The sequence below is a fragment of the Dactylosporangium sp. CA-052675 genome, assembly GCF_050947935.1.
In the GTDB taxonomy this organism is placed as follows: domain Bacteria; phylum Actinomycetota; class Actinomycetes; order Mycobacteriales; family Micromonosporaceae; genus Dactylosporangium.
This window is the reverse complement of record NZ_CP192010.1, coordinates 4986664-5006842: the sequence shown is the minus strand read 5'-3', so window position 1 is coordinate 5006842 and position 20179 is coordinate 4986664. Positions and strand designations below refer to the sequence as shown.

Genomic DNA, 20179 nt, shown 5'->3' with positions numbered 1-20179 from the left:
GCGTCGCGTCCGCGCGCCTCACGACTCGAGCGCGCGTCGGACCGGCCGGGTCAGTCGCCGCCGAACCAGACCCAGGCGTCGGGTTTGCACGGCAGGCCCGCGGCGACCAGCATCCGGTGTCCGCGCGCCGAGCGGTCCGTCGAGCCGCGCCTGCGCCCGCAACGACGTGATGCGGCCCATCCAGCCGGAGCCGTCGCCGGTGTACTTCTCCCAGAACGTCAGCGTCCGGCCCACGGTGACCGCGAGCGTGCGCCGGTGGCCGGTCGGCATCGTGGAGACGTGCAGCACCTGCTCCGCGCTCATGGGCACACGGTAGACAGCGTGCGCCGGCGCGCCGGTCAGGCGCGGGTGGCCCGCTCGAAGGCGATCCGCGCGTGGTGCAGGTCGTCCTCCTCGGCCGGGATGTCGAGGATGAACGCCTCGACGCCCCGCGCGAGGTATTCGGCCAGGTAGGCGCCGACCTCGTCGTAGTCGCCGACGAGGTACGGGCAGAACGTGCGGTACGTGCCGAAGGGATGCAGCCAGTAGACGTCCTCGGCGTCCCCGTCGGCCCGCACGCGCGAGGACAGCTCCGCGTGCCAGTGCGAGTCCGTCAGGCGGCGCACGATCCGGTGCCGGCGCTCCCCTATCGGGTCGCCCGGGAAGCGCTCGTGCGCCGCCTTCCACGCCGCGGCCCGGCCGGCGCGCGCGATGACGCCGAGCCGCACCCCGTTGCCGCGCAGCAGCGGGCCGCCGGGCGGGTAGTCGCCCACCGGGCGCGGGTAGGCGAACCGGAGGATTCCGAGCTCCTCGGCGCACCGGACGCTGCGCTCGCTGGAGCCGGACAGCACCAGCCGGGGCGACAGCGCCGCCGGCGGCCGCTGCGGGATCGACGCCGCCTGGAGCCGGTAGTACCGGCCGTCGAAGGTGACCGGGCGCGGGGACTCCAGCAGGTGCCGCAGGACGGTGGCGTACTCCGTCAGCCGGTCGTAGCGCTCGTCGTGGCCGACGCCGGCGTCGCCCAGCGCCTCCAGATGCTGCCGGGAGCCGCCCGTCACCAGGTTGATGTGCAGCCGCCGCCCGTGCAGGAAGGTCAGCGTGGCCGCCGCCCGGGCCGCGGCGTAGGGCGACGCGTAGACCGGCTGCACCGCGACGAGCGGCACCGCCCGCTCGGCCCGCTCGAGGATGCACTGGGCGACCAGCCACGGGTCGACGAGCGTGTTGTCGGAGTAGACCAGCAGCCCGGTCGCGCCCGCCGCGTCCGTCCAGCGGGTGACGTCGGCGAGCCGCCGCCGGAACCCGGGCCCGTCGACCCCCGCCGATGCGGGCGCGGTCGTGTAGACGTCGACGGACGCGAATGGACGCACGAGGCATGCTAGCGCGGCCGCCCGCGCCGCGAGGTCCCGTGCGCGGGGCAGTTTAACGCGGCGCGGAGGGGGTAAACGGACGATCCGTGATGGGACCGTGGGAAGCGTAGAGTCAGCCAGCATGACGGAGCCCCGGGGGATCGTCGTCGTCGGCGCCTCCGCCGGCGGGGTGGAGGCGCTGCGCTCCTTCGTGGGCGGGCTGCCCGCCGACCTGCCCGGGGCGGTCTGCGTCGTGCTGCACGTGCCCCGCACCGGCACCAGCGCGCTGCCCCAGATCCTGAACCGCTCCGGTCCGCTGCCGGCCGCGCACGCCACCGACGGGGACGCGCTCGAGGCCGGCCACGTCTATGTCGCCCCGCCCAACCGTCACCTCCTCGTCCGCGACGGCCACCTCTTGCTCTCCCACGGGCCGGTCGAGAACGGCCACCGGCCCGCGGCCGACCCGCTGTTCCGCTCGGCCGCCCGCTGGTGGGGCGCGGCCGCGCTCGGCGTGGTGCTGTCCGGCAACCGCGACGACGGCACCTACGGGCTGTCCGAGATCGTCCGGCAGGGCGGCAAGGGGCTGGTCCAGGACCCGCACGAGGCGCTGTACCCGTCCATGCCCCGCCACGCCGCCGCCCAGTCCCCGTCGGCCCGGCCACTGCCGGCCGCGATGATGGGCGCGGCGCTCGCCGAGCTGCTCGGCGAGCTGCCCGGGCCGGCCCCGCGCGCGGTCGTGGAGCAGGCCGAGATGGATGCGGAGGATGCCATGACGGCGATGCAGGACGTCACCGCCGACGAGATCGGCGGGATCCCGGCCGGGTTCGGCTGCCCCTCCTGCCACGGCGCGCTGTTCGAGCTGCCGGGGGCCGTCGGGCGGTTCCGCTGCCGGGTCGGCCACGGCTGGTCGGCGGCCGGGCTGCTGGACGAGCTCGGCAGCTCGCTCGAGGGTGCGCTGTGGATGGCGCTGCGCAGCCTCGAGGAGAAGGCGGCGCTGAGCCGGCGGATGGCCGGCGGGGCGACCGTGCGGGGACACCGGACCACCGCGAACCAGTACGCCGAGGCGGCCGATGAGGCCGAGGCGGCGGGCAAGACCATCCGGCAACTCATCGAGCGGCTCGCCGCCCTCGAGAACGACGCACCCGAGGACGCGCTGTCATGAGCCCCGAAGCCGACGAGCTGACCTGCACCCACGAGCCCGACTTCCCCGTCGCCGTCCTGCGCGCGACCGGGCGGCTCGACTTCGCCACCGTGCCCACGCTGCGCAACGCGGCCCAGAAGGCGCTGACCGACCACCCGGAAGTGCTGCTCATCGACGTGTCGCAGCTGCACACCGCCGACGACATCACCCTCACGGCGTTTCCGATGCTGGCCCGGCAGGGCGTGGACACCGGCACCGACGTGCTGCTCGTCGGGCCTGGCCGGCACCTCCACGATCAGCTGGAACGGCTCGGGATCGCCCGGCAGGTGCCGGTACACCGGGATGCCGAGACCGCCCTGGCCGCCCACGCGCGCCTGCCCGGCCCGCGGCGCATGGAGATCGAGCTCGGCCCGGAGCCGGACGCCACCAGGCTGGCCCGCGACCTCGTCGACCGGGCCTGCCAGCAGTGGAAGGTCGCCCCGGTGGCCGACACGGCCGCGCTGATCGTCACCGAGCTCGTGGCCAACGCCGTCGAGCACGCGGGCACGCCGATCCAGGTCAGCGTCGCCCTGCGCAACCGCCACCTCCACCTGGCGGTTCGCGACGAGAGCCCGCTGCCGCTGGAGCGCTCCGGCGGCGAGGACGAGGAGCCGGGCCGGGGATTGTTGATCGTGGAGGGCATGTCCTCGGCGTGGGGCTGCGCGCGGACCGCCGGTGGAAAGGTGGTGTGGGCGACGCTGCGCCTGCAGCCGGGACGGTAGCGTGGCGCGGTGACCCAACCCGATCCGGACTTCGAGGCCCTGCTGGTCTACCTGAAGGAAGCGCGCGGCTTCGACTTCACCGGCTACAAGCGCTCGAGCCTGATGCGGCGCGTCGAGCGGCGCATGGCGCAGGTGCCGCCGAACGAGTATGCGGAGTACCTCGACTACCTCCAGGTCCACCCGGACGAGTTCACGGCGCTGTTCAACACCATCCTGATCAACGTGACCGGGTTCTTCCGCGACCCGGACGCCTGGGCCGCGCTCAGCCGCGAGGTGCTCCCCCGCCTCATCGACGGGCACGAGGGGCCGCTGCGGGTGTGGAGCGCCGGGTGCGCGTCCGGCGAGGAGGCGTACACGCTGGCCATCGTGCTGGCCGAGGCGATGGGCGTCGAGCGGTTCCGGGAGCGGGTCAAGATCTACGCGACCGACGTCGACGAGGAGAGTCTGGCCCACGCGCGGCAGGCGACCTACGCCGAGCGGGACCTGGCGCACCTGGAGCCGGAGCTGGTCGAGCGGTACTTCGAGCCCACCGGCACCCGGTTCACGTTCCGCAAGGACCTGCGCCGATCGGTCATCTTCGGCCGCAACGACCTGGTGCAGGACGCTCCGATAAGCCGTATCGACCTGCTGGTCTGCCGAAACGCGCTGATGTACTTCAACGCCGAGACCCAGACCCGCATCCTGTCCCGGTTCCACTTCGCGCTGTCCCCCGGCGGGGTGTTGTTCCTGGGCAAGGCGGAGATGCTGCTCAGCCACGCCAACCTGTTCACCCCGCTCGATCTCAAGCGGCGGATGTTCCGCAAGGTGTCGCGGCCGGTGCTCAACGGGGGCGTCTACCTGACCGAGCCGCCGCACACCCCGCCCCGCACCGAGCTGTTCGGCCTGGACCGGCTGCGCAGCGAGGCCTTCATGGCCAGCCCCGTCGCGCAGGTCGTGGTCACCGCCGACGGGCTGGTCGCGCTCACCAACCGGCACGCCGAAACGCTCTTCGGGGTCTCCCCGCGCGACATCGGCCGGCCCTTCCGTGACCTCGACCTGTCCTACCGCCCGGTGGAGCTGCGGGGATACATCGAGCAGGCCCAGGTCGAGCGCCGGGTGGCCCGCATCGACGACGTGGAGCTGGTGACCGCGGCGAGCGAGAAGCAGTACCTCAACATCCAGATCCACCCGCTCGTCGACTCCGACGCCGGGCTGCTCGGCGTCGTGGTGATCTTCCAGGACATGACCGCCTCGCGGCGCCTGCAGGGCGAGCTCGAACTCGCGAACCGGCAGCTCGAGACCGCCTACGAGGAGCTGCAGTCCACCAACGAGGAGCTGGAGACCACGAACGAGGAGCTGCAGTCCACGGTCGAGGAGCTGGAGACGACCAACGAGGAGCTGCAGTCCACCAACGAGGAGCTGGAGACCATGAACGAGGAGCTGCAGTCGACCAACGACGAGCTCCAGTCGATCAACGACGAGCTGCGGGAGCGCACCGCCGAGCTCAACGACGCCAACTCGTTCATGGAGGCGATCCTCACCAGCCTGCGGGCCGGCGTCGTGGTGCTCGACCGCGAGATGCACATCCTGGTCTGGAACCGCCGCTCGGAGGACCTGTGGGGGCTGCGCCCCGACGAGGCCGTCGGTCAGCACTTCCTCAACATCGACATCGGGCTGTCCACGGACCGGCTGCGCCCGGCGATCCGGGAAGTGCTGACCGGCCGCTCGGAGCGCGAGCAGGAGGAGCAGTCGGCCGTGAACCGCCGCGGGCGCACGGTTGACCTGCGCGTTGTGTGTTCCCCGCTCACCAGCGAGACCGCCGGGGTGATCGGGGCGATCCTCGTGATGGAGGTGGCCGGGGGCGCGAATACGGCCGCACCGGGTGCATCGGCGCCGCTATCGGCATAGCGTGGGGGCTGAGGGGGCGGTCATGGACTTGACGATCACCATGTCACAACGCCCGGAAGCGACCCTGCTGGAGTGTTCCGGCGTGCTCGACTACGCGTCGGCGCCATATCTCCGCCAGATCGTGTTCAAGCATTTCGACGCGCGCTCCGGGCGGGTCGCGGTCGATGTGGCCCAAGTGCGGCTGATCGACGCGGCCGCGATCAAGATCCTGCTCTACCTGCACCGCCGCGGCGAGCAGCTCGAGGCGGACGTGCAGGTGAGCGGGGCGAGCGGGGTCGCGCTGTCGGCCCTGGAGATCGCCGGCGCGGCCAAGGCGCTGCGCGCCTACGACGAGCTGGACTGGCCGGTCCAGCTCCGCCAGCGCCGGCCCCTGGACCTCGACGCGATCGAGCTGGGTCACGGGCAGTGGCCGGCCGGGGTGACCGAGCGCCTCCTGCGCATGGCCGAGCTGGAGCCGGACGACCCGAGCCGGTCCCGGGTCCGCGACCAGGTGATCGAGCAGTGCCTGCCGGCCGCGCACCGGCTGGCCCGCCGCTACGACGGCGGCAGCGAGCCGGCCGCCGATCTCGGCCAGGTCGCCGCGCTCGGGCTGATCAAGGCCGTCGACGGGTTCGACCCGCAGCACGGCACCGAGTTCGGCACCTACGCGACGCCGACGATCACCGGCGAGCTCAAGCGCCACTTCCGCGACCGGGCCTCCGGCATCCGCATCCCGCGGCGCCTGCAGGAGCTGCGGATGGCGGTCAACCACGCCCGCGAGGAGCTGACCCAGCGGCTCGGGCGCTCGCCGACCGTCCCGGACCTCGCCGCGCACACCGGGCTGGACGAGGAGCAGGTGGTCGAGGCGGTGGGGGCGACCCAGGCGTACCGCCCGCTGTCGCTCGACGTGCCGACGCCGGGCATGGACGAGGACGGCACCATGCTCGACACGCTCGGCGACGAGGCGCCCGAGTTCGGGCTGGTGGAGTACCGCGAGGCCCTCAAGCGCCTGATCGCCCGGCTCCCCCGGCGGGAGCAGCGGATCCTGTCCATGCGCTTCTACGGCAACCTGTCGCAGCTGGAGATCGCCAAGCAGGTGGGGCTGTCACAGATGCACGTGTCGCGGCTGCTCGCGCACTCCCTCGACTTCCTGCGCCGCCACCTGCAGGCCGACGACTAGGCCGCTCCTGCCGCCTACCAGCCGCCGGGCGGCGCCTCGAGGTGGACGACCTTGGTCGCGGTCATCTCGTCCAGCAGCTCGGGGCCGTAGCCGAAGCCCTGCCCGCTGCCCCGGCGGGGATGGGCGGCCCCGCCCGGCGCTCCTCCGAAGACCGCGTTGATCTTGACGGTACCGGCCTCGAGCTGCTGCGAGGCCCAGTGCGCGTTGCTCATCGAGCCGGTCAGCACCGTGGCCGCCAGCCCGTAGGGTGTGCGCGCGGCGCGCCGCAGCGCCTCGTCGAAGGAGCCGACCGTCACGACGGGCGCGACCGGCCCGAACGTCTCGGTCTCCATCACCCGCATCTCGTCCGTGCAGTCGGCCAGGACCGTCGGCGGGTACCACGCCCCCGGCCCGTCCGGCGCGACGCCCCCGGCCAGCAGCTTCGCCCCGCGGTCGAGCGCGTCGACCACCTGCCCGTGCACGGCGGCCCGGTGGCGCAGGTCGACCAGCGGCCCGATCTCGAACGCGGCCGCCTCCTTGACCAGCGCCAGCAGGAAGTCCTCGGCCACGGCCGCGTGCACGTAGATCCGCTCGACGGCGACGCAGATCTGCCCGGCGTTCGCGAACGCCCCGAGCGCGGCCTGCCCCGCGGCCCAGGCCGGGTCCACGTCGGCGTCGACGATGAGCGGGTCGCTGCCGCCGTTCTCCAGCAGCGCCTTCGCGCCGGTGCGGGCGGCCGCGGCGGCGATCCACCGGCCGGCGGCCGTGGAGCCGACGTGCGCGACCACGTCGACGGCCGACTCGGCGAGCGCCGCCCCGGTCGGGGCCGCCCCGGCGAGCATCGACAGCACGCCGGGCGGCAGGTGCGGGGCGAGCAGCTTCGTGAGCAGCCAGCCGGTCGCCGGGGCCCGTTCGCTGGGCTTGTAGACGACCGCGTTGCCGGTGATCAGGGCCGCGCCCAGCAGCCCGCAGGAGACCGCCACCGGGTCGTTCCAGGGGGTGATCGCGGCCACCACCCCGCGCGGCTCGGGCACCATGAGGTCCAGCGCGCCCGGGTCGCCGCCGAGCGTGCGGCCGCCGCGCAGCGGGCCGAGCTCGGCGTACTGCCGCAGCGTCCCGACCCCCGCCGCGATCGACGCGGCCGCCTCCGCCTCCGGCTTGCCCATCTCGGCCGACATGGTGCGGGCCAGCAGGCCGCACGCGTCCTCCACGGCGCCGGCCGCGGCCCGTAGCGCGTCGGCGCGGGCGTCCGGCGCGGTCGCCGCCCAGTCCGGCTGGGCCGCCCGGGCCGCCGCCACGGCCGCGGCGACCTCGTGCGGGGTGGCGGCCGGCGCGGTGGTCACCGGCGTGCCGTCGTGCGGATCGATGACCATCGACCGGTCCGACCCGGCCGTCCACGCCCCGGCGATCAGGTGCTCAACGGTGTGCATAGGCCAGCGACCTTCCCCGCCCCGGTGCGCTCAAACGGTTCTCTTCGGAGAAGTGTTTTTGGTTGATCGCGCGGCGGCGGGGGTAGGCGGGCCGGGCATGAGGGTCCTTGGCATCAACGCGATCTTCCACGACCCGGCGGCCGCGCTCGTCATCGATGGGCGCACGGTCGCCGCCGCCGAGGAGGAGCGCTTCAGCCGTCGCAAGCACGGCAAACGGCCGGTGCCGTTCTCGGCCTGGGAACTGCCGGAGCTCGCCGCCGCCTGGTGCCTGCGCGAGGCCGGGCTGCGCCCGGAAGACCTCGACGCGGTCGCGTACTCCTTCGATCCCACGCTCTGCGGCGACCTCGGCAGCCTCGGCGTCCACGACCCGTGGGACGCGTTGCGGGTCGACTACGCCCGCCGTGCGCCCTGGTTCCTGGCCGAGGCGCTGCCCGGGCTGGACCCGCAGCAGGTGCGCTTCGTCCCGCACCACGTCGCCCACGCCGCCTCCGCGGGCCTGTGCGCGGGCGGCGACGGGGCGGTGCTGGTGCTCGACGGGCGCGGCGAGACCGCCAGCCACCTCGCCGGGGTCTACCGGGACCGGGAGCTGACCCCGCTCGCGGGCCAGCGCCTGCCGCACTCGCTCGGCCTGCTCTACGAGGATCTGACCAGGCACCTGGGCTTCCAGCACTCCAGCGACGAGTACAAGGTGATGGCCCTCGCCTCCTACGGCCGCCCGCGGTTCCTGCCGGAGCTGCGGGAGCTGGTGTACCCGACCGGGGACGGCGGCTTCGCGGTCGAGCCCGTCGACTGGGCGGCCCTGGCCAAGGCCCGCGCGGCCGACGGCGAGCTCACCGACGACCACGCCGACCTGGCCGCGTCGGTGCAGGCGCGGCTCGAGGAGGTGCTGCTGGCCCTGGCGCGGTGGCTCTTCGACGCCGCCGGGCGCCCCGCGACCCTCACGATGGCCGGCGGGGTGGCGCTCAACTGCGTGGCCAACGCCCGCATCGCCGCCGAGGGGCCGTTCGAGCGCGTCTGGGTACAGCCGGCGGCCGGGGACGCGGGCACCGCGCTCGGCGCCGCCCTGCACCTGTCCTGCGCGGCCGAGTGCCCGATCGTGCCGATGCGCGGCGCCGACCTCGGCCGCGGCTGGAGCGATGCCGCGCTGGAGGACGAGCTGCGGCGGGCCGCGCTGCCCTACACTCGGCCGCCCGACATCGCCGCCGAGGCCGCCGCGGTCCTCGCCGGTGGCGGGATCGTCGCCTGGTACCAGGGGCGCGGCGAGTACGGGCCGCGGGCGCTCGGGCACCGCTCGCTGCTGGCCCACCCGGGCGAGCGCGCGATGACCGCCCGGCTCAACGACGTCAAGGGCCGCGAGCAGTTCCGGCCGATCGCGCCGATGGTGCGGGCCGAGCGGTTCGGCGAGGTCTTCGACGGCGTCTTCCCGAGCCCGTACATGCTGTTCGTGCACCGCGTCCGTCCCGAGTGGACGGAGCGGATCCCGGCCGTCGTGCACGTCGACGGGACCGCGCGGGTGCAGACGGTACACCCGGACGACGAGCCCCTCGTGGCCCGCCTGCTGGCGGAGTTCGAGGCGCGCACCGGCCTGCCCGTCGTGGTCAACACGTCGCTGAACACCGCCGGCCGGCCGATGGTGGACACGCCGCGCGAGGCGATGGAGCTGTTCGGCTCCGCGCCCGTCGACCTGCTCGCGCTCGGGCCGTTCGCGGTGCACCGGGCGGCGGCGTTCGGGGCCGGCCGGTGAACGTCAGCATCGTCGTGCCGACGCTGGGCCGCGCGAGCCTGCGCACGCTGCTCGACGCGCTCGGCCCGCTGCCGGACGGCGCGGAGCTGATCGTCGTCGAGGACCGGGAGCGCCGCGGCCCGGCCACCGCCCGCAACGCCGGCTGGCGGCGGGCGAGCGGCGACTGGGTCGTGTTCCTGGACGACGACGTGGTGCCGGAGCCGCAGTGGTACCGCCACCTGCGGGCCGACCTCGACGTCGAGCGCACTGTCGGCGGGGTCCAGGGCCGGGTCCGGGTGCCGCGGCCGGCCGGGCGCCGCCCGACCGACTGGGAGCGCAGCACCATCGGGCTCGAGCGCGGCGCCTGGCTGACGGCCGACATGGCCTACCGCCGCGCCGCCCTCGAGGCGACCGGCGGCTTCGACGAGCGCTTCCCGCGCGCCTTCCGCGAGGACGCCGAGCTGGCCCACCGCGTGCGGCGGGCGGGCTGGCGGCTGCGGCCGGGCGGGCGCACCGTGACCCATCCCGTGCGGCCCGAGAGCCGCTGGGTGAGCCTGCGCAGCCAGCGTGGCAACGCCGACGACGCCCTGCTGCGCCGGTTGTACGGCCCGCACTGGCGCCGGTGGCTCGGCATCCCGCCCGGCCGCCGGCCCCGCCACGCGCTCGTCACCGCCGCGGCCCTCGGCGCGCTCGGCGCCCTCGCCCTGCCGGGCCGGTGGCGGTGGCTGTCCGCCGCGCTCGGCCTGGCCTGGGCGGGCGGCACCGCCGAGTTCGCGGCCGCCCGCATCGCGCCCGGCCCGCGCACCCCGGCCGAGGTGGCCACCATGGCGCTGACGAGCGTGCTCATCCCGCCGCTCGCGATCGGGCACTGGCTCGCGGGCCGCTGGCGCTGGCGGGCCGCCGCATGAACCTCTTCGACGCCGTGCTCTTCGACCGGGACGGGACCCTGATCGAGGACGTGCCGTACATCAACGACCCCACCCTGGTCCGCCCGCTGCCCGGTGCCCGGGCCGCCCTCGACCGGCTGCGTGCCACGGGGCTGCGCCTCGGCGTGGTCACCAACCAGTCCGGCGTGGCCCGCGGGCTGGTCAGCACCGAGCAGCTTGCCCTGGTCAACGCCCGCATCGAGCACCTGCTCGGGCCGTTCGACACGTGGCAGGTGTGCCCGCACGACGACGGCGACCGGTGCCCGTGCCGCAAGCCGCGGCCCGGCCTCGTCCTCGCGGCCGCGCGGGAGCTGCGCACCACGCCCGAGCGGTGCGTGGTCATCGGCGACATCGGCCGCGACATGGAGGCCGCGCTCGCCGCCGGGGCCGCGGGCGTCCTCGTGCCCACGGCGGTGACGCTGCGGCGGGAGGTCGCCGCGGCGCCGCTCGTCGCCGGCGACCTGCGCGCCGCGGTCGAGCTCGTGCTGGACCGCGACGAGCTGTTCCCGTCCGGCCGGCGCCGGCCGCACAACGCCGGGACCGTCGTCGTGGTCCGCCCCGACTCGGCCGGCGACGTGCTCCTGACCGGCCCGGCGATCCGCGCGGTCGCGGCCGGGGCGGCCCGGGTCGTGCTGCTGTGCGGGCCGCGCGGGCGGGCCGCGGCCGAGCTGCTGCCGGGCGTCGACGAGCTCGTCGAGTGGCGGCTGCCCTGGATCGACCCCGAGCCCGACCCGGTCGACCCCGACGCCATGGACGCGCTCGTCGAGCGCCTCGCCGCCGCGCGGGCCGACGAGGCCGTGGTGTTCACCTCCTACCACCAGTCGCCGCTGCCGACCGCGCTGCTGCTGCGGGTGGCCGGGGTCGGGCGGGTCAGCGCGATCAGCGACGACTACCCCGGCTCCCTGCTCGACGTGCGCCACCGCGTGCCGCCCGGCATCCCCGAGGCCGAGCGGGCGCTGTCGCTCGCCGCCGCGGCCGGGTTCCCGCTGCCGCCCGGCGACGACGCCCGCCTGCGCATCGCGCCCCCCGCCGGCACGGCCGCCCCGCTCGGCCCGGCCCTCCCGGACGTCCCGTACGTCGTCGTGCACCCGGGCACGTCCGCTCCCGCCCGCGCCTGCCCCGCCGAGGTGCACCGCCGGATCGTCAAGGCCCTGGCCGCGGCCGGGTGGCAGGTACTCGTCACCGGCTCGCACGCGGAGAAGGCGCTCACGGCCGAGGTCGCCGGGGACTTCGGCGTCGATCTCGGCGGCGCCACCGATCTGGCCGGGCTGGCCGGGCTGCTGGCCGGGGCCGGCTGCCTCGTCGTGGGCAACACCGGCCCGGCGCACCTGGCCGCGGCGGTCGGCACGCCGGTCGTCAGCCTCTACGCGCCGACCGTCCCCTTCGGACAGTGGGCGCCGTTCCGGGTGCCCGTCGTCCGGCTCGGCGACGCCGGCGCCGCCTGCCGCGACACGCGCGCCACGGTGTGCCCGATCGGCGGCCACCCGTGCCTGTCGAGCGTGGACCCGGCCGCCGTCGTCGCCGCCGCCGAGCTGCTGTGGGCCGGGAGGCGCGGATGAACGTCCTCCTGTGGCACGTGCACGGGTCGTGGACGACGGCGTTCGTGCACGGCAAGCATCGGTACCTCGTGCCGGTGACCGAGGACCGGGGCCCCTGGGGGCGCGGCCGGGCCCGCACGTTCGACTGGCCGGACACCGTCGAGGAGGTCCCGCTCGACCGGCTGTGCGAGGTGGACGCCGACCTGGCCGTCCTCCAGCGGCCCGAGGAGCTGCGGCTCGTCCCGCCGGGCCTGCCCAAGGTGTACCTCGAGCACAACACCCCCCAGGGTGACGTTCCCCGCACCCGGCATCCGCTGGCCGACCGGGCCGACCTCGTCATCGTCCACGTCACCCACTTCAACGCGCTGTTCTGGGACTGCGGCGGCACCCGCACCACCGTCATCGAGCACGGCGTCGTCGAGCCCGCCGCCCGCTACTCCGGCGAGCTGGAGCGGCTCGCCGTGGTCACCAACGAGCCCGTGCGCCGCGGCCGGGTGACCGGCACCGACCTGTTCCCGCGCTTCGCCGCGGCCGCGCCCCTGGACGTCTTCGGCATGGGCGTCGCGGGCCTGGCCGGCGAGCGGATCGCGGTGCACGACGACCCGCCCCAGGCCGCCATGCACACCGAGCTCGCCCGCCGCCGCGCCTACCTGCACCTGTGCCGCTGGACCTCGCTCGGGCTCAGCCTCGTCGAGGCGATGACGATCGGCGTGCCGGTCGTGGCCCTGGCCACCACGGAGGCCGTCGAGGCGGTGCCGCCCGGCGCCGGGGTGCTGTCCACGAACGTCGGCGCGCTCGTCGACGCGGCGCTCTGGCTCATCGAGTCGCCCGGGGAGGCCCATCGCCTCGGGGCCGCCGGGCGGGCCGCGGCCCTGCGCCGGTACGGCCTCGACCGCTTCCTGTCCGACTGGGACCGTCTGCTGGAGGACGAACTGTGCGCATCGCGATGATCTCCGAGCACGCCAGCCCGCTTGCCGCGCCCGGCACCGAGGACGCGGGCGGTCAGAACACCCACGTCGCCGGCCTGGCCGCGGCCCTGGCCGCGCTCGGGCACGACATCCGCGTCTACACCCGCCGCGACGGCCCCGACCGGCCGCCGATGGTGGTCACCGGCGACGGGGTCGGCGTCGTGCACGTGCCGGCCGGGCCCGCCCGGGCGCTGCCCAAGGACGCGCTGCTGCCGTACATGGGCGAGTTCGGCCGCCGGCTGGGCGCGCAGTGGGACGGCGACCCGTGGGTGCCCGACGTGGTCCACGCGCACTTCTGGATGAGCGGGCTGGCCGCGGTGACCGCCGCCAGGCCCCGGGACATCCCGGTGGTGCAGACGTTCCACGCCCTCGGCGTCGTCAAGCGCCGGCACCAGGGCGCCGCGGACACCAGCCCGCCGCAGCGGATCGGCTTCGAGCGGCACCTCGGGCGGATCGCCGACCGGGTCGTGGCCCAGTGCCGCGACGAGGCCCGCGAGCTGACCCGGATGGGCGTGCCCCGGTCCCGGATCGCGCTCGTGCCGTCCGGGGTCGACCTGGACGTGTTCGCCCCCGAGGGCCCTGTCGCCCCGCGCACGGCCCGGCCCCGCATCCTCTCGGTGGGCCGGCTCGTCGAACGCAAGGGCTTCGCGGACCTGATCCGGGCCATGCCCTACTGCCCCGGCCCCGAGTGCGTCATCGCGGGCGGCCCGGACCCGGCCGAGACCGAGCGGCTGCGGCACGTCGCCGAGCGGTGCGGGGTCGCCGAGCGGGTGCGCTTCGCCGGGCAGGTTCCCATCGCGGGGATGCCGGCCTGGTACCGCTCCGCCGACGTGGTCGCGGCCGTGCCCTGGTACGAGCCGTTCGGCCTCACCCCGCTCGAGGCGATGGCGTGCGGGCGCCCCGTCGTGGCCAGCGCGGTCGGCGGGCTGCTGGACACCGTCGTCGACGGCATCACCGGCGACCTGGTGCGCCCCCGCGACCCGCGCGCCCTCGGCCACACCCTGCGCCGGCTGGTCGACGACGACATGCGCTGCTACGCGTACGGTGCGGCCGCCCTCGACCGGGCCCGGCAGCGCTACTCGTGGCCGCGCACGGCCGGGCGGCTCGAGTCGGTCTACCGCGCGGTGGCCGGCCGGAGCGTCGCGGCGGTGGCCCGATGAGGGCGCTCGACGCACACCTGACCGCCCTGGCCGCCGCGATCGGCCCGTTCCGCCACGCGGCCGTGCGGCTGGAGGCCTGGGGCGTGCGGCTCGCCGAGATCCTCAGCGACGGGGGCCGGCTCCTCGTCTGCGGCAACGGCGGCAGCGCGGCCGAGGCGCAGCACCTCGCGGCCGAGCTGACCGGGCGCCTGCGCGACGAGCGCACCCCGCTGTCCGCGATCGCGCTGTGCGCCGACTCGTCCGCGGTCACGGCGATCGGCAACGACTACGGGTACGAGGAGATCTTCGCCCGCCAGGTCCGCGCCCACGGCCGCGAGGGCGACGTGCTGCTGGCCCTGTCGACCAGCGGCCGCAGCGTGAACGTGCTGGCCGCGGCCGCCGCGGCCCGCGAGTGCCGGCTGCACACGTGGGCGCTGACCGGGCCCGGCCCGAACCCGCTCGCCCTCGTCTGCGACGAGGCCGTGTGCTGCGCCGGCGACGGGCAGGTGGTGCAGGAGCTGCACCTCGTCGCCGCCCACGTCCTCTGCGAGCACGTCGACGCCCACGTGGCCCGGCGCCGGCTGGTGGTCTCGTGAGCACGCGGCTGGTCGTCGTCGGCGACACGCTGCTGGACCGCGACGTCGACGGCACCGTCCGCCGCGTCTCCCCCGACGCCCCCGCCCTGGTCCTCGACGAGGAGTCCACTGTGGACCGGCCGGGCGGCGCGGGCCTCGCCGCGCTGCTCGCGGCCGGCGACGGGCTGGACGTGACGCTGGTGACCGCGCTCGCCCACGACGCGGGCGGCCTGCGCCTGGCCGAGCTGCTCACCGCGGCCGGGGTGCGGCTGCACGCGGTCACGCTGCCCGGCGCGACCCCCGAGAAGATCCGGCTCCGGGCCCGCGGCCAGGTGCTGCTGCGCCTCGACCGCGGCGCCGACCCGGCGATCCCGCCCGAGCCCGAACCGGGCGACCTGCTCGACGTCGCCGACGTCGTGCTCGTCAGCGACTACGGCCGGGGCCTGACCGGGCGGCCGGGGCTGCGGGCGGCCCTGACGCAGACCCGCACGCCGGTTGTGTGGGACCCGCATCCGCGCGGCGCCGCCCCGGTCCCCGGGACGCGACTGGCCACGCCGAACGAGGCGGAGGCCCGCGCGTTCAGCGGCGACGCGGGCGGCGGGGGCCGGGTCGCCGCCGCCACCCGGGCCGGGCAGGAGCTGCGCCGCCGCTGGCGCGCCGGGGCGGTCGCGGTCACCACCGGGTCGAGCGGGGCGGTGCTGTGCCACGCCGGGCCGACCCCGCTCGTGGTCCCGGCGCCCCGGGTGCTCGACGGGGACACCTGCGGCGCCGGCGACCGGTTCGCCGCGTCGGCCGCGGCCGCGCTCGCGGCCGGGGCGCTGCCCTCGGAGGCGGTCGAGGCCGCGGTGGCCGCCGCGACGGGCTACGTCGGCCGGGTGCCGGCCGAGTCGCGCGAGCGGGAGAGCGTCGAGCGGGAGACCGTCGCGCGGGTCCGGGCCCGGGGCGGGACGATCGTGGCGACCGGCGGCTGTTTCGACCTGCTGCACGCCGGGCACATCGCGACCCTGGAGGCGGCCCGGGCCCTGGGCGACTGCCTCGTCGTGTGCCTCAACTCCGACGCGTCGGTCACCGGCCTCAAGGGCCCCGGGCGGCCCGTCGTCGCCCAGGCCGACCGCGCCCGCCTGCTGCTCGCGCTCGCCTGCGTCGACGCCGTCGTCGTCTTCGACGAGCCGACCCCGGAGGCGACCCTCGCCTGGCTGCGGCCCGACATCTGGGTCAAGGGCGGCGACTACGCCGACGGCGGCCCGGAACTGCCCGAGGCCGAGCTCGTCAAGCGGTGGGGCGGGCAGACGGTCATCGTGCCGTATCTGGAGGGACACTCCACCACCAAGCTGATCGGAGGAAGACCATGAGCCGCTCCGTTCTCGTCACCGGCGGCGCCAGCGGCCTCGGGGCCGCCGTCGTGCGGGCCGCCCTGGAGGCCGGGCACCGTCCCTACGTCATCGATCGCCAGGACCCCGGCGGGGTGCCCTGGATCGAGTGCGACCTCGCCGACACCCGGGCCGCCGAGGCCGCCACCCGCAAGGCGATCGCCGACCTCGGCGGGCTCGACGCGGTCGTCACCGCCGCCGGGACCGACGTGCCCGGCCGGCTCGCCGACGTGCCCGCCGAGACCTGGGAGCGGGTCGTCGCCGTCGACCTGCTCGCCCCGGCCGCCGTCATCCGGGCCGCGCTGCCGGCGCTCACCGAGTCCCACGGGCACGTCGTCACCGTCGCGTCCACGCTCGGCGTGAAGGCCGTCAGCGACGCGACCGCCTACTGCGCGGCCAAGTTCGGGGTCGTCGGGTTCACCCGGGCCCTGGCCGCCGAGCTCGCCGGGCAGGTCGGAGTCACGCTGGTCGTGCCCGGGGGCATGCGCACGCGGTTCTTCGACGACCGCGCGGAGCAGTACAAGCCCGGCCCCGACGCGGTCCTCAACGACCCGGCGCACGTGGCCGCCGCGATCCTGTTCGCGCTCGGCCAGCCCCGCGGCTGCGCCGTGCGCGAGCTCGTCATCTGCGCCGAGACGGAGACGTCGTACCCGTGATCCTCGTGCTGCGGGCCCTGGGCGTCGGCGACCTCGCCACCGGGGTGCCGGCGCTGCGGGGGCTGCGCCGCGCGTTCCCGGGCGAGCGGCTGGTGCTCGCGGCCCCGGCGTGGCTGGCACCGCTGGCCGGGCTCACCGGCGCCGTCGACGAGGTGCTGCCCTGCGACGGGCTCGACGACGAGCTGCCGCGGCTGCGCCCGGCCGTGGCCGTCAACCTGCACGGCCGCGGGCCGCGGTCGCACGCCCTGCTGCGGGCCACCGATCCCGGGCGCCTGCTGGCCTTCGGCGACGGGCCGCGGTGGCGCCCCGACGAGCACGAGGTCGCGCGCTGGTGCCGGATGCTGCGGTGGTACGGCGTGCCGTGCGACGAGGCCGACCTGAGCCTGACCCGGCCCGCCTCCCCGCGGCCGGGCGCCACGATCGTGCACCCGGGCGCCAAGTCCGGCCTGCGGCGCTGGCCGCCGGAGCGCTTCGCCGCGCTCGCCCGCGCGCTGGCCGAGGCCGGGCACGACGTCGTCGTCACCGGCTCGCCGCCGGAGGAGCCGCTGGCCCGGCGGGTCGCCGGGGAGGCGGGGCTGCCCGCGACCGCCGTGCTGGCGGGCGCGACGCCGCTGCGGGACCTGGCCGGGCTCGTCGGCCACGCGCGGCTGCTGGTCAGCGGCGACACCGGGATCGCGCACCTCGCCACGGCCTACGGCACGCCGTCGGTCGTGCTCTTCGGGCCGGTACCGCCGCGCCTGTGGGGCCCGCCGCCGGACCGTCCGCAGCACGTGGCCGTCTGGCGGGGCCACGCCGCCGAGCCGGGCGACACCGCGAGCGAGGTCCCGCACCCGGCCCTGCTGGCCGTCACGGTCGGCGAGGTGCTGGCCGCGGCCCACAGGATCCACGGGTGGCGACCTTCGCCGCCCTCGACGGCACCGTCCGGTCCCGCCGCGGCTCCGGCGACGGGCGGCCGCTGATCCGCGGGCCCGGCGGCCCGATGCGGGCGCCGGGCTCCCAGAGGATCTGGGCGGCCTGGGCGCCGGTCACGTTCCGTGGCCGGACGGTCCCGTGTGGTTCGCCGACCGGCTCGCGGGCCGGTCGTGACGAAGCTCGCTCGCGACTCGCCGCGACACACGCAGATCCGGGGCTGAAGCGCCCCGCGCCTTCTGGCAAACTGCCCGAATGCAACCACCGGCGAATGGCTGGACCGTCGGACCTCTACCACCCTCCGTGTACTGGCGCCGCCGTGCCATGGTGGTCGTCGCCGTCGTGGGCGTGCTGCTCATCGTGTGGATCCTGGTGCGGGGCGGGGGCGACTCCAAGCCGTCGGCGGTGAACAGCGGGGCCGCCTCGGCCCGGCCCGGTCCGCTCGGCTCCAGCGCGGGCGGCGGGCCCGCGCCCGAGCCGTCGGCGCCGCAGATCGTGCCGGCCAGCCCCGAGACCGGCGCGGACACCAGCGCGCCGGCCGCGCCCGGGCGCAGCGCGCCCCCGGCGAACGTCGCGCCCTGCGGCGACGACCAGATCGCCGTGACGGTGACCGTGAGCCCGTCGCCCGGCGTCGTCGGCGGCACGTTCACGTTCGGCATCAACGTCGCGAGCAAGGCCGCCGACTGGTGCTCGCGGGACCTGGGCCCGGGCGCGCAGGAGATCCGCGTCCTGCAGAACGGCACCCTGCTGTTCTCCTCGGACGACTGCGACACCAAGAAGACCAGCGACGTGCGGGCCTTCGCGGCCGGCGACGCGGTGCGGTACCGCTTCGTGTGGAGCAGCTACCGCGCGACCCCGCACACGTGCGCGCCGGCCCAGAGCCCGGCCCCGGCCGGCACCTACCAGGTCGTCGCGCGCGTGGGTTCCAAGGTCAGCCCCGCGACCGACTTCACCATCAACCGCTGACGTCAGCGGACCGGGACCTGGGCCGTGACCGTGGCCTGATCGAACTCGGACACCCGCAGCGTGATGGTGAGCCTCCACGCGCCGGTCGCCGGGAACGTGATGTTGCCGAGGCCCTGGTTGCCCGTGACCGTGAACACCGGGTTGTCCATCGGCTCGATGCCGCGCTCGGGCAGGGCCGCGGTCACCGTCCACTCCACGACCGGCAGCGGCCGTCCCTCGGGGGTGTACGCGAACGCGTGGAAGCTGTTGTACTCGCTCACCGCCGCCGGGTACACCTCGAGCTGCAGCGCGTAGAGCGGGCTCGTCAGTGTCGTGGCGAAGCCCGCGGCCCGGGCCGCCGCCCGGGCCTCGACGTCGACCGTGCGCCCCGGCGTGAGCTGCACCAGCACGGCGCTCGCGGCCAGCACCAGCGCCGCGATGCCCGCCTCGAGGCCGACGGCCCGCCGCAGCCGGCCCGCCCCGGCACTCGTGCGCCCGCCCACCCCCCGGTCGCGCTGGACCATCCGGCGCGAGCCGGCGGCCACCGCCAGCACGGCCGCGACCAGCCCGGCCTTCACCACGAGGGTTCGTCCGTACGCGCCGCCGGTGAACGCCGCCCAGTCGCCCATCTGCACGAGGGCCTGGACCAGGCCGGCCGCGACCAGCCAGTACACCGAGGCCATCGCCCAGCGCGACCACGAGGGCAGGATCGTGCGCAGCTCGCGCGGGTCGGCGCGGCGCAGGAGCACCGCCCGGAGGGCGACGAGACCGCCCAGCCACAGGCCCATGGCGCCCAGGTGCACGACGTCGGCCGCCACCACCAGCACCGCGTTGGGCGACGCGACCGGGTGCCCGGTCAGCGGCCACGTGAGCAGCCCCGCCACGGCCGCCGCGAGCAGCCCGGCCGAGAGGCGCCGGTCCGGGCGGCGGCGCAGGCGGGCGACGAGCGCGGCGGCGACGGCCAGGGCGAGCAGGCGGACCAGCAGCGTGAGGCCGAACGGGCTCAGCACCACCTCACGCAGCTCGGCGGGCGACACGTCCAGCAGCGCGGCCCCGGACGCCGCCGGGGCCTGCAGCCACAGCGCGCCGGCGGTGCTCGCGGCCACCGCGACGACGCCCGCGCGGGCCAGGCGCAGCAGCGGGCGGCGGGGCAGGCGCCGGGGGTACCACAGCGCCAGCATCACCGCGGGGCCGATCAGCAGCACGAGCCCGAGGTAGCCGGCGTACTTCGCGACCGGGATCGCGACGCGCACGACCGGGTCGGTGCCGACGGGCATCGCCCCGGACGCGGGCATGGTCGCGGGGGTGGACGGCGCGCCGACGGAGAACGTGAACGACCCCGACACCGGGTGGCTGTCGCCGGAGATGACGCGGTAGCTCACGACGTACGTGCCGTCGGCCCGGTCGCCCGCCCGCAGCCGGATGGCGAGGCCGTCGTGGACCGGCCGCGGGTCGCCGTCCTCGACGCGCTTGCCGTCGGGGGCGAGCACCTGGGAGCGGCCCGGCACCACGCGGACGGCCTCGTTGAACGTGAGCCGGATCTCGGCCGGCCGCGACGCGACGACGGACCCGGCGGCCGGGCTGGCGCTCGTCAGCACCGCGTGCGCGGACGCGGGCGCGGCGGGCGCGACGAACACGCCGAGCAGCCCCGCCATCAACGCCAGGACCCACCATGTCGTACGCCGGCTCACGTCAACGCATACGAGCCCGGCCCCGCCGGAGTTCAACGGGGCCGGGCTCGGATTCCG

Annotated in this window: 18 protein-coding genes; 14 read left to right on the top strand and 4 right to left on the bottom strand. The window is 76.1% G+C overall.

Features of this window, described 5'->3' with window-relative positions; all coding sequences use genetic code 11:
* Nucleotides 1-18: 18 nt before the first annotated feature.
* The gene (locus ACQP1P_RS23100; RefSeq protein ID WP_433089340.1) at nt 19-303 is read right to left on the bottom strand and encodes a hypothetical protein; all 285 of its coding nucleotides are present in this window, start codon (nt 301-303) and stop codon (nt 19-21) included.
* A 35-nt stretch (nt 304-338) separates the two neighbouring features.
* Nucleotides 339-1346, bottom strand: a complete 1008-nt coding sequence (locus ACQP1P_RS23095; protein WP_433089338.1) for an LLM class flavin-dependent oxidoreductase — start codon at nt 1344-1346, stop codon at nt 339-341.
* Between the two features lie 121 nt (nt 1347-1467).
* On the opposite strand from ACQP1P_RS23095, the gene ACQP1P_RS23090 reads away from it, so the two are divergent.
* Genes ACQP1P_RS23090 through ACQP1P_RS23075 form a run of 4 tightly spaced genes read left to right on the top strand, consistent with a single transcriptional unit; the run spans nt 1468 to nt 6273 of the window.
* Nucleotides 1468-2487, top strand: coding sequence for a chemotaxis protein CheB (locus tag ACQP1P_RS23090; RefSeq protein WP_433089336.1), 1020 nt, complete (start codon nt 1468-1470; stop codon nt 2485-2487).
* Nucleotides 2484-3227, top strand: coding sequence for an ATP-binding protein (locus tag ACQP1P_RS23085; protein WP_433089335.1), 744 nt, complete (start codon nt 2484-2486; stop codon nt 3225-3227). Before ACQP1P_RS23090 ends, ACQP1P_RS23085 begins: the two co-directional genes overlap by 4 nt.
* A gap of 9 nt (nt 3228-3236) precedes the next feature.
* Nucleotides 3237-5114: a CheR family methyltransferase gene (locus ACQP1P_RS23080; RefSeq protein WP_433089333.1), complete on the top strand. Its 1878-nt coding sequence runs from the start codon at nt 3237-3239 to the stop codon at nt 5112-5114.
* Between the two features lie 22 nt (nt 5115-5136).
* Nucleotides 5137-6273: a SigB/SigF/SigG family RNA polymerase sigma factor gene (locus ACQP1P_RS23075; protein WP_433089331.1), complete on the top strand. Its 1137-nt coding sequence runs from the start codon at nt 5137-5139 to the stop codon at nt 6271-6273.
* A gap of 14 nt (nt 6274-6287) precedes the next feature.
* Here the strand turns inward: ACQP1P_RS23075 and ACQP1P_RS23070 are convergent, their stop codons facing one another.
* A complete protein-coding gene (locus ACQP1P_RS23070; RefSeq protein WP_433089329.1) occupies nt 6288-7682 on the bottom strand; it encodes an aldehyde dehydrogenase family protein in 1395 nt (464 codons plus the stop codon).
* A 97-nt stretch (nt 7683-7779) separates the two neighbouring features.
* Here ACQP1P_RS23070 and ACQP1P_RS23065 point away from each other — a divergent pair, with 97 nt between their 5' ends.
* From ACQP1P_RS23065 to ACQP1P_RS23020, 10 genes are all read left to right on the top strand, one after another.
* A complete protein-coding gene (locus ACQP1P_RS23065) occupies nt 7780-9426 on the top strand; it encodes a carbamoyltransferase family protein (RefSeq protein ID WP_433089327.1) in 1647 nt (548 codons plus the stop codon).
* The gene (locus ACQP1P_RS23060) at nt 9423-10313 is read left to right on the top strand and encodes a glycosyltransferase family 2 protein (RefSeq protein WP_433089325.1); all 891 of its coding nucleotides are present in this window, start codon (nt 9423-9425) and stop codon (nt 10311-10313) included. The genes ACQP1P_RS23065 and ACQP1P_RS23060 overlap by 4 nt, the downstream gene beginning before the upstream one ends.
* A complete protein-coding gene (locus ACQP1P_RS23055; RefSeq protein ID WP_433089323.1) occupies nt 10310-11890 on the top strand; it encodes an HAD-IIIA family hydrolase in 1581 nt (526 codons plus the stop codon). The genes ACQP1P_RS23060 and ACQP1P_RS23055 overlap by 4 nt, the downstream gene beginning before the upstream one ends.
* The gene (locus ACQP1P_RS23050; protein ID WP_433089321.1) at nt 11887-12819 is read left to right on the top strand and encodes a glycosyltransferase; all 933 of its coding nucleotides are present in this window, start codon (nt 11887-11889) and stop codon (nt 12817-12819) included. The genes ACQP1P_RS23055 and ACQP1P_RS23050 overlap by 4 nt, the downstream gene beginning before the upstream one ends.
* On the top strand, nt 12804-13997 hold the full coding sequence (locus tag ACQP1P_RS23045) for a glycosyltransferase (protein WP_433089319.1): 1194 nt from the start codon (nt 12804-12806) through the stop codon (nt 13995-13997). Before ACQP1P_RS23050 ends, ACQP1P_RS23045 begins: the two co-directional genes overlap by 16 nt.
* A complete protein-coding gene (locus ACQP1P_RS23040; RefSeq protein ID WP_433089317.1) occupies nt 13994-14572 on the top strand; it encodes a D-sedoheptulose-7-phosphate isomerase in 579 nt (192 codons plus the stop codon). Before ACQP1P_RS23045 ends, ACQP1P_RS23040 begins: the two co-directional genes overlap by 4 nt.
* On the top strand, nt 14569-15903 hold the full coding sequence (locus ACQP1P_RS23035) for a PfkB family carbohydrate kinase (RefSeq protein WP_433089315.1): 1335 nt from the start codon (nt 14569-14571) through the stop codon (nt 15901-15903). Before ACQP1P_RS23040 ends, ACQP1P_RS23035 begins: the two co-directional genes overlap by 4 nt.
* Entirely contained in the window at nt 15900-16577 is a 678-nt protein-coding gene (locus tag ACQP1P_RS23030; RefSeq protein WP_433089313.1) for an SDR family oxidoreductase, read from the top strand. Before ACQP1P_RS23035 ends, ACQP1P_RS23030 begins: the two co-directional genes overlap by 4 nt.
* Nucleotides 16574-17536 carry a glycosyltransferase family 9 protein gene (locus ACQP1P_RS23025; RefSeq protein WP_433089311.1) on the top strand — a complete coding sequence of 321 codons (963 nt, stop codon included), beginning with the start codon at nt 16574-16576 and terminating at the stop codon, nt 17534-17536. Before ACQP1P_RS23030 ends, ACQP1P_RS23025 begins: the two co-directional genes overlap by 4 nt.
* Nucleotides 17537-17810: 274 nt before the next feature.
* Nucleotides 17811-18452 carry a hypothetical protein gene (locus ACQP1P_RS23020; protein WP_433089310.1) on the top strand — a complete coding sequence of 214 codons (642 nt, stop codon included), beginning with the start codon at nt 17811-17813 and terminating at the stop codon, nt 18450-18452.
* 2 nt (nt 18453-18454) lie between these two features.
* Here the strand turns inward: ACQP1P_RS23020 and ACQP1P_RS23015 are convergent, their stop codons facing one another.
* Entirely contained in the window at nt 18455-20086 is a 1632-nt protein-coding gene (locus ACQP1P_RS23015) for a copper resistance protein CopC (protein WP_433090085.1), read from the bottom strand.
* Nucleotides 20087-20179: the final 93 nt, after the last annotated feature.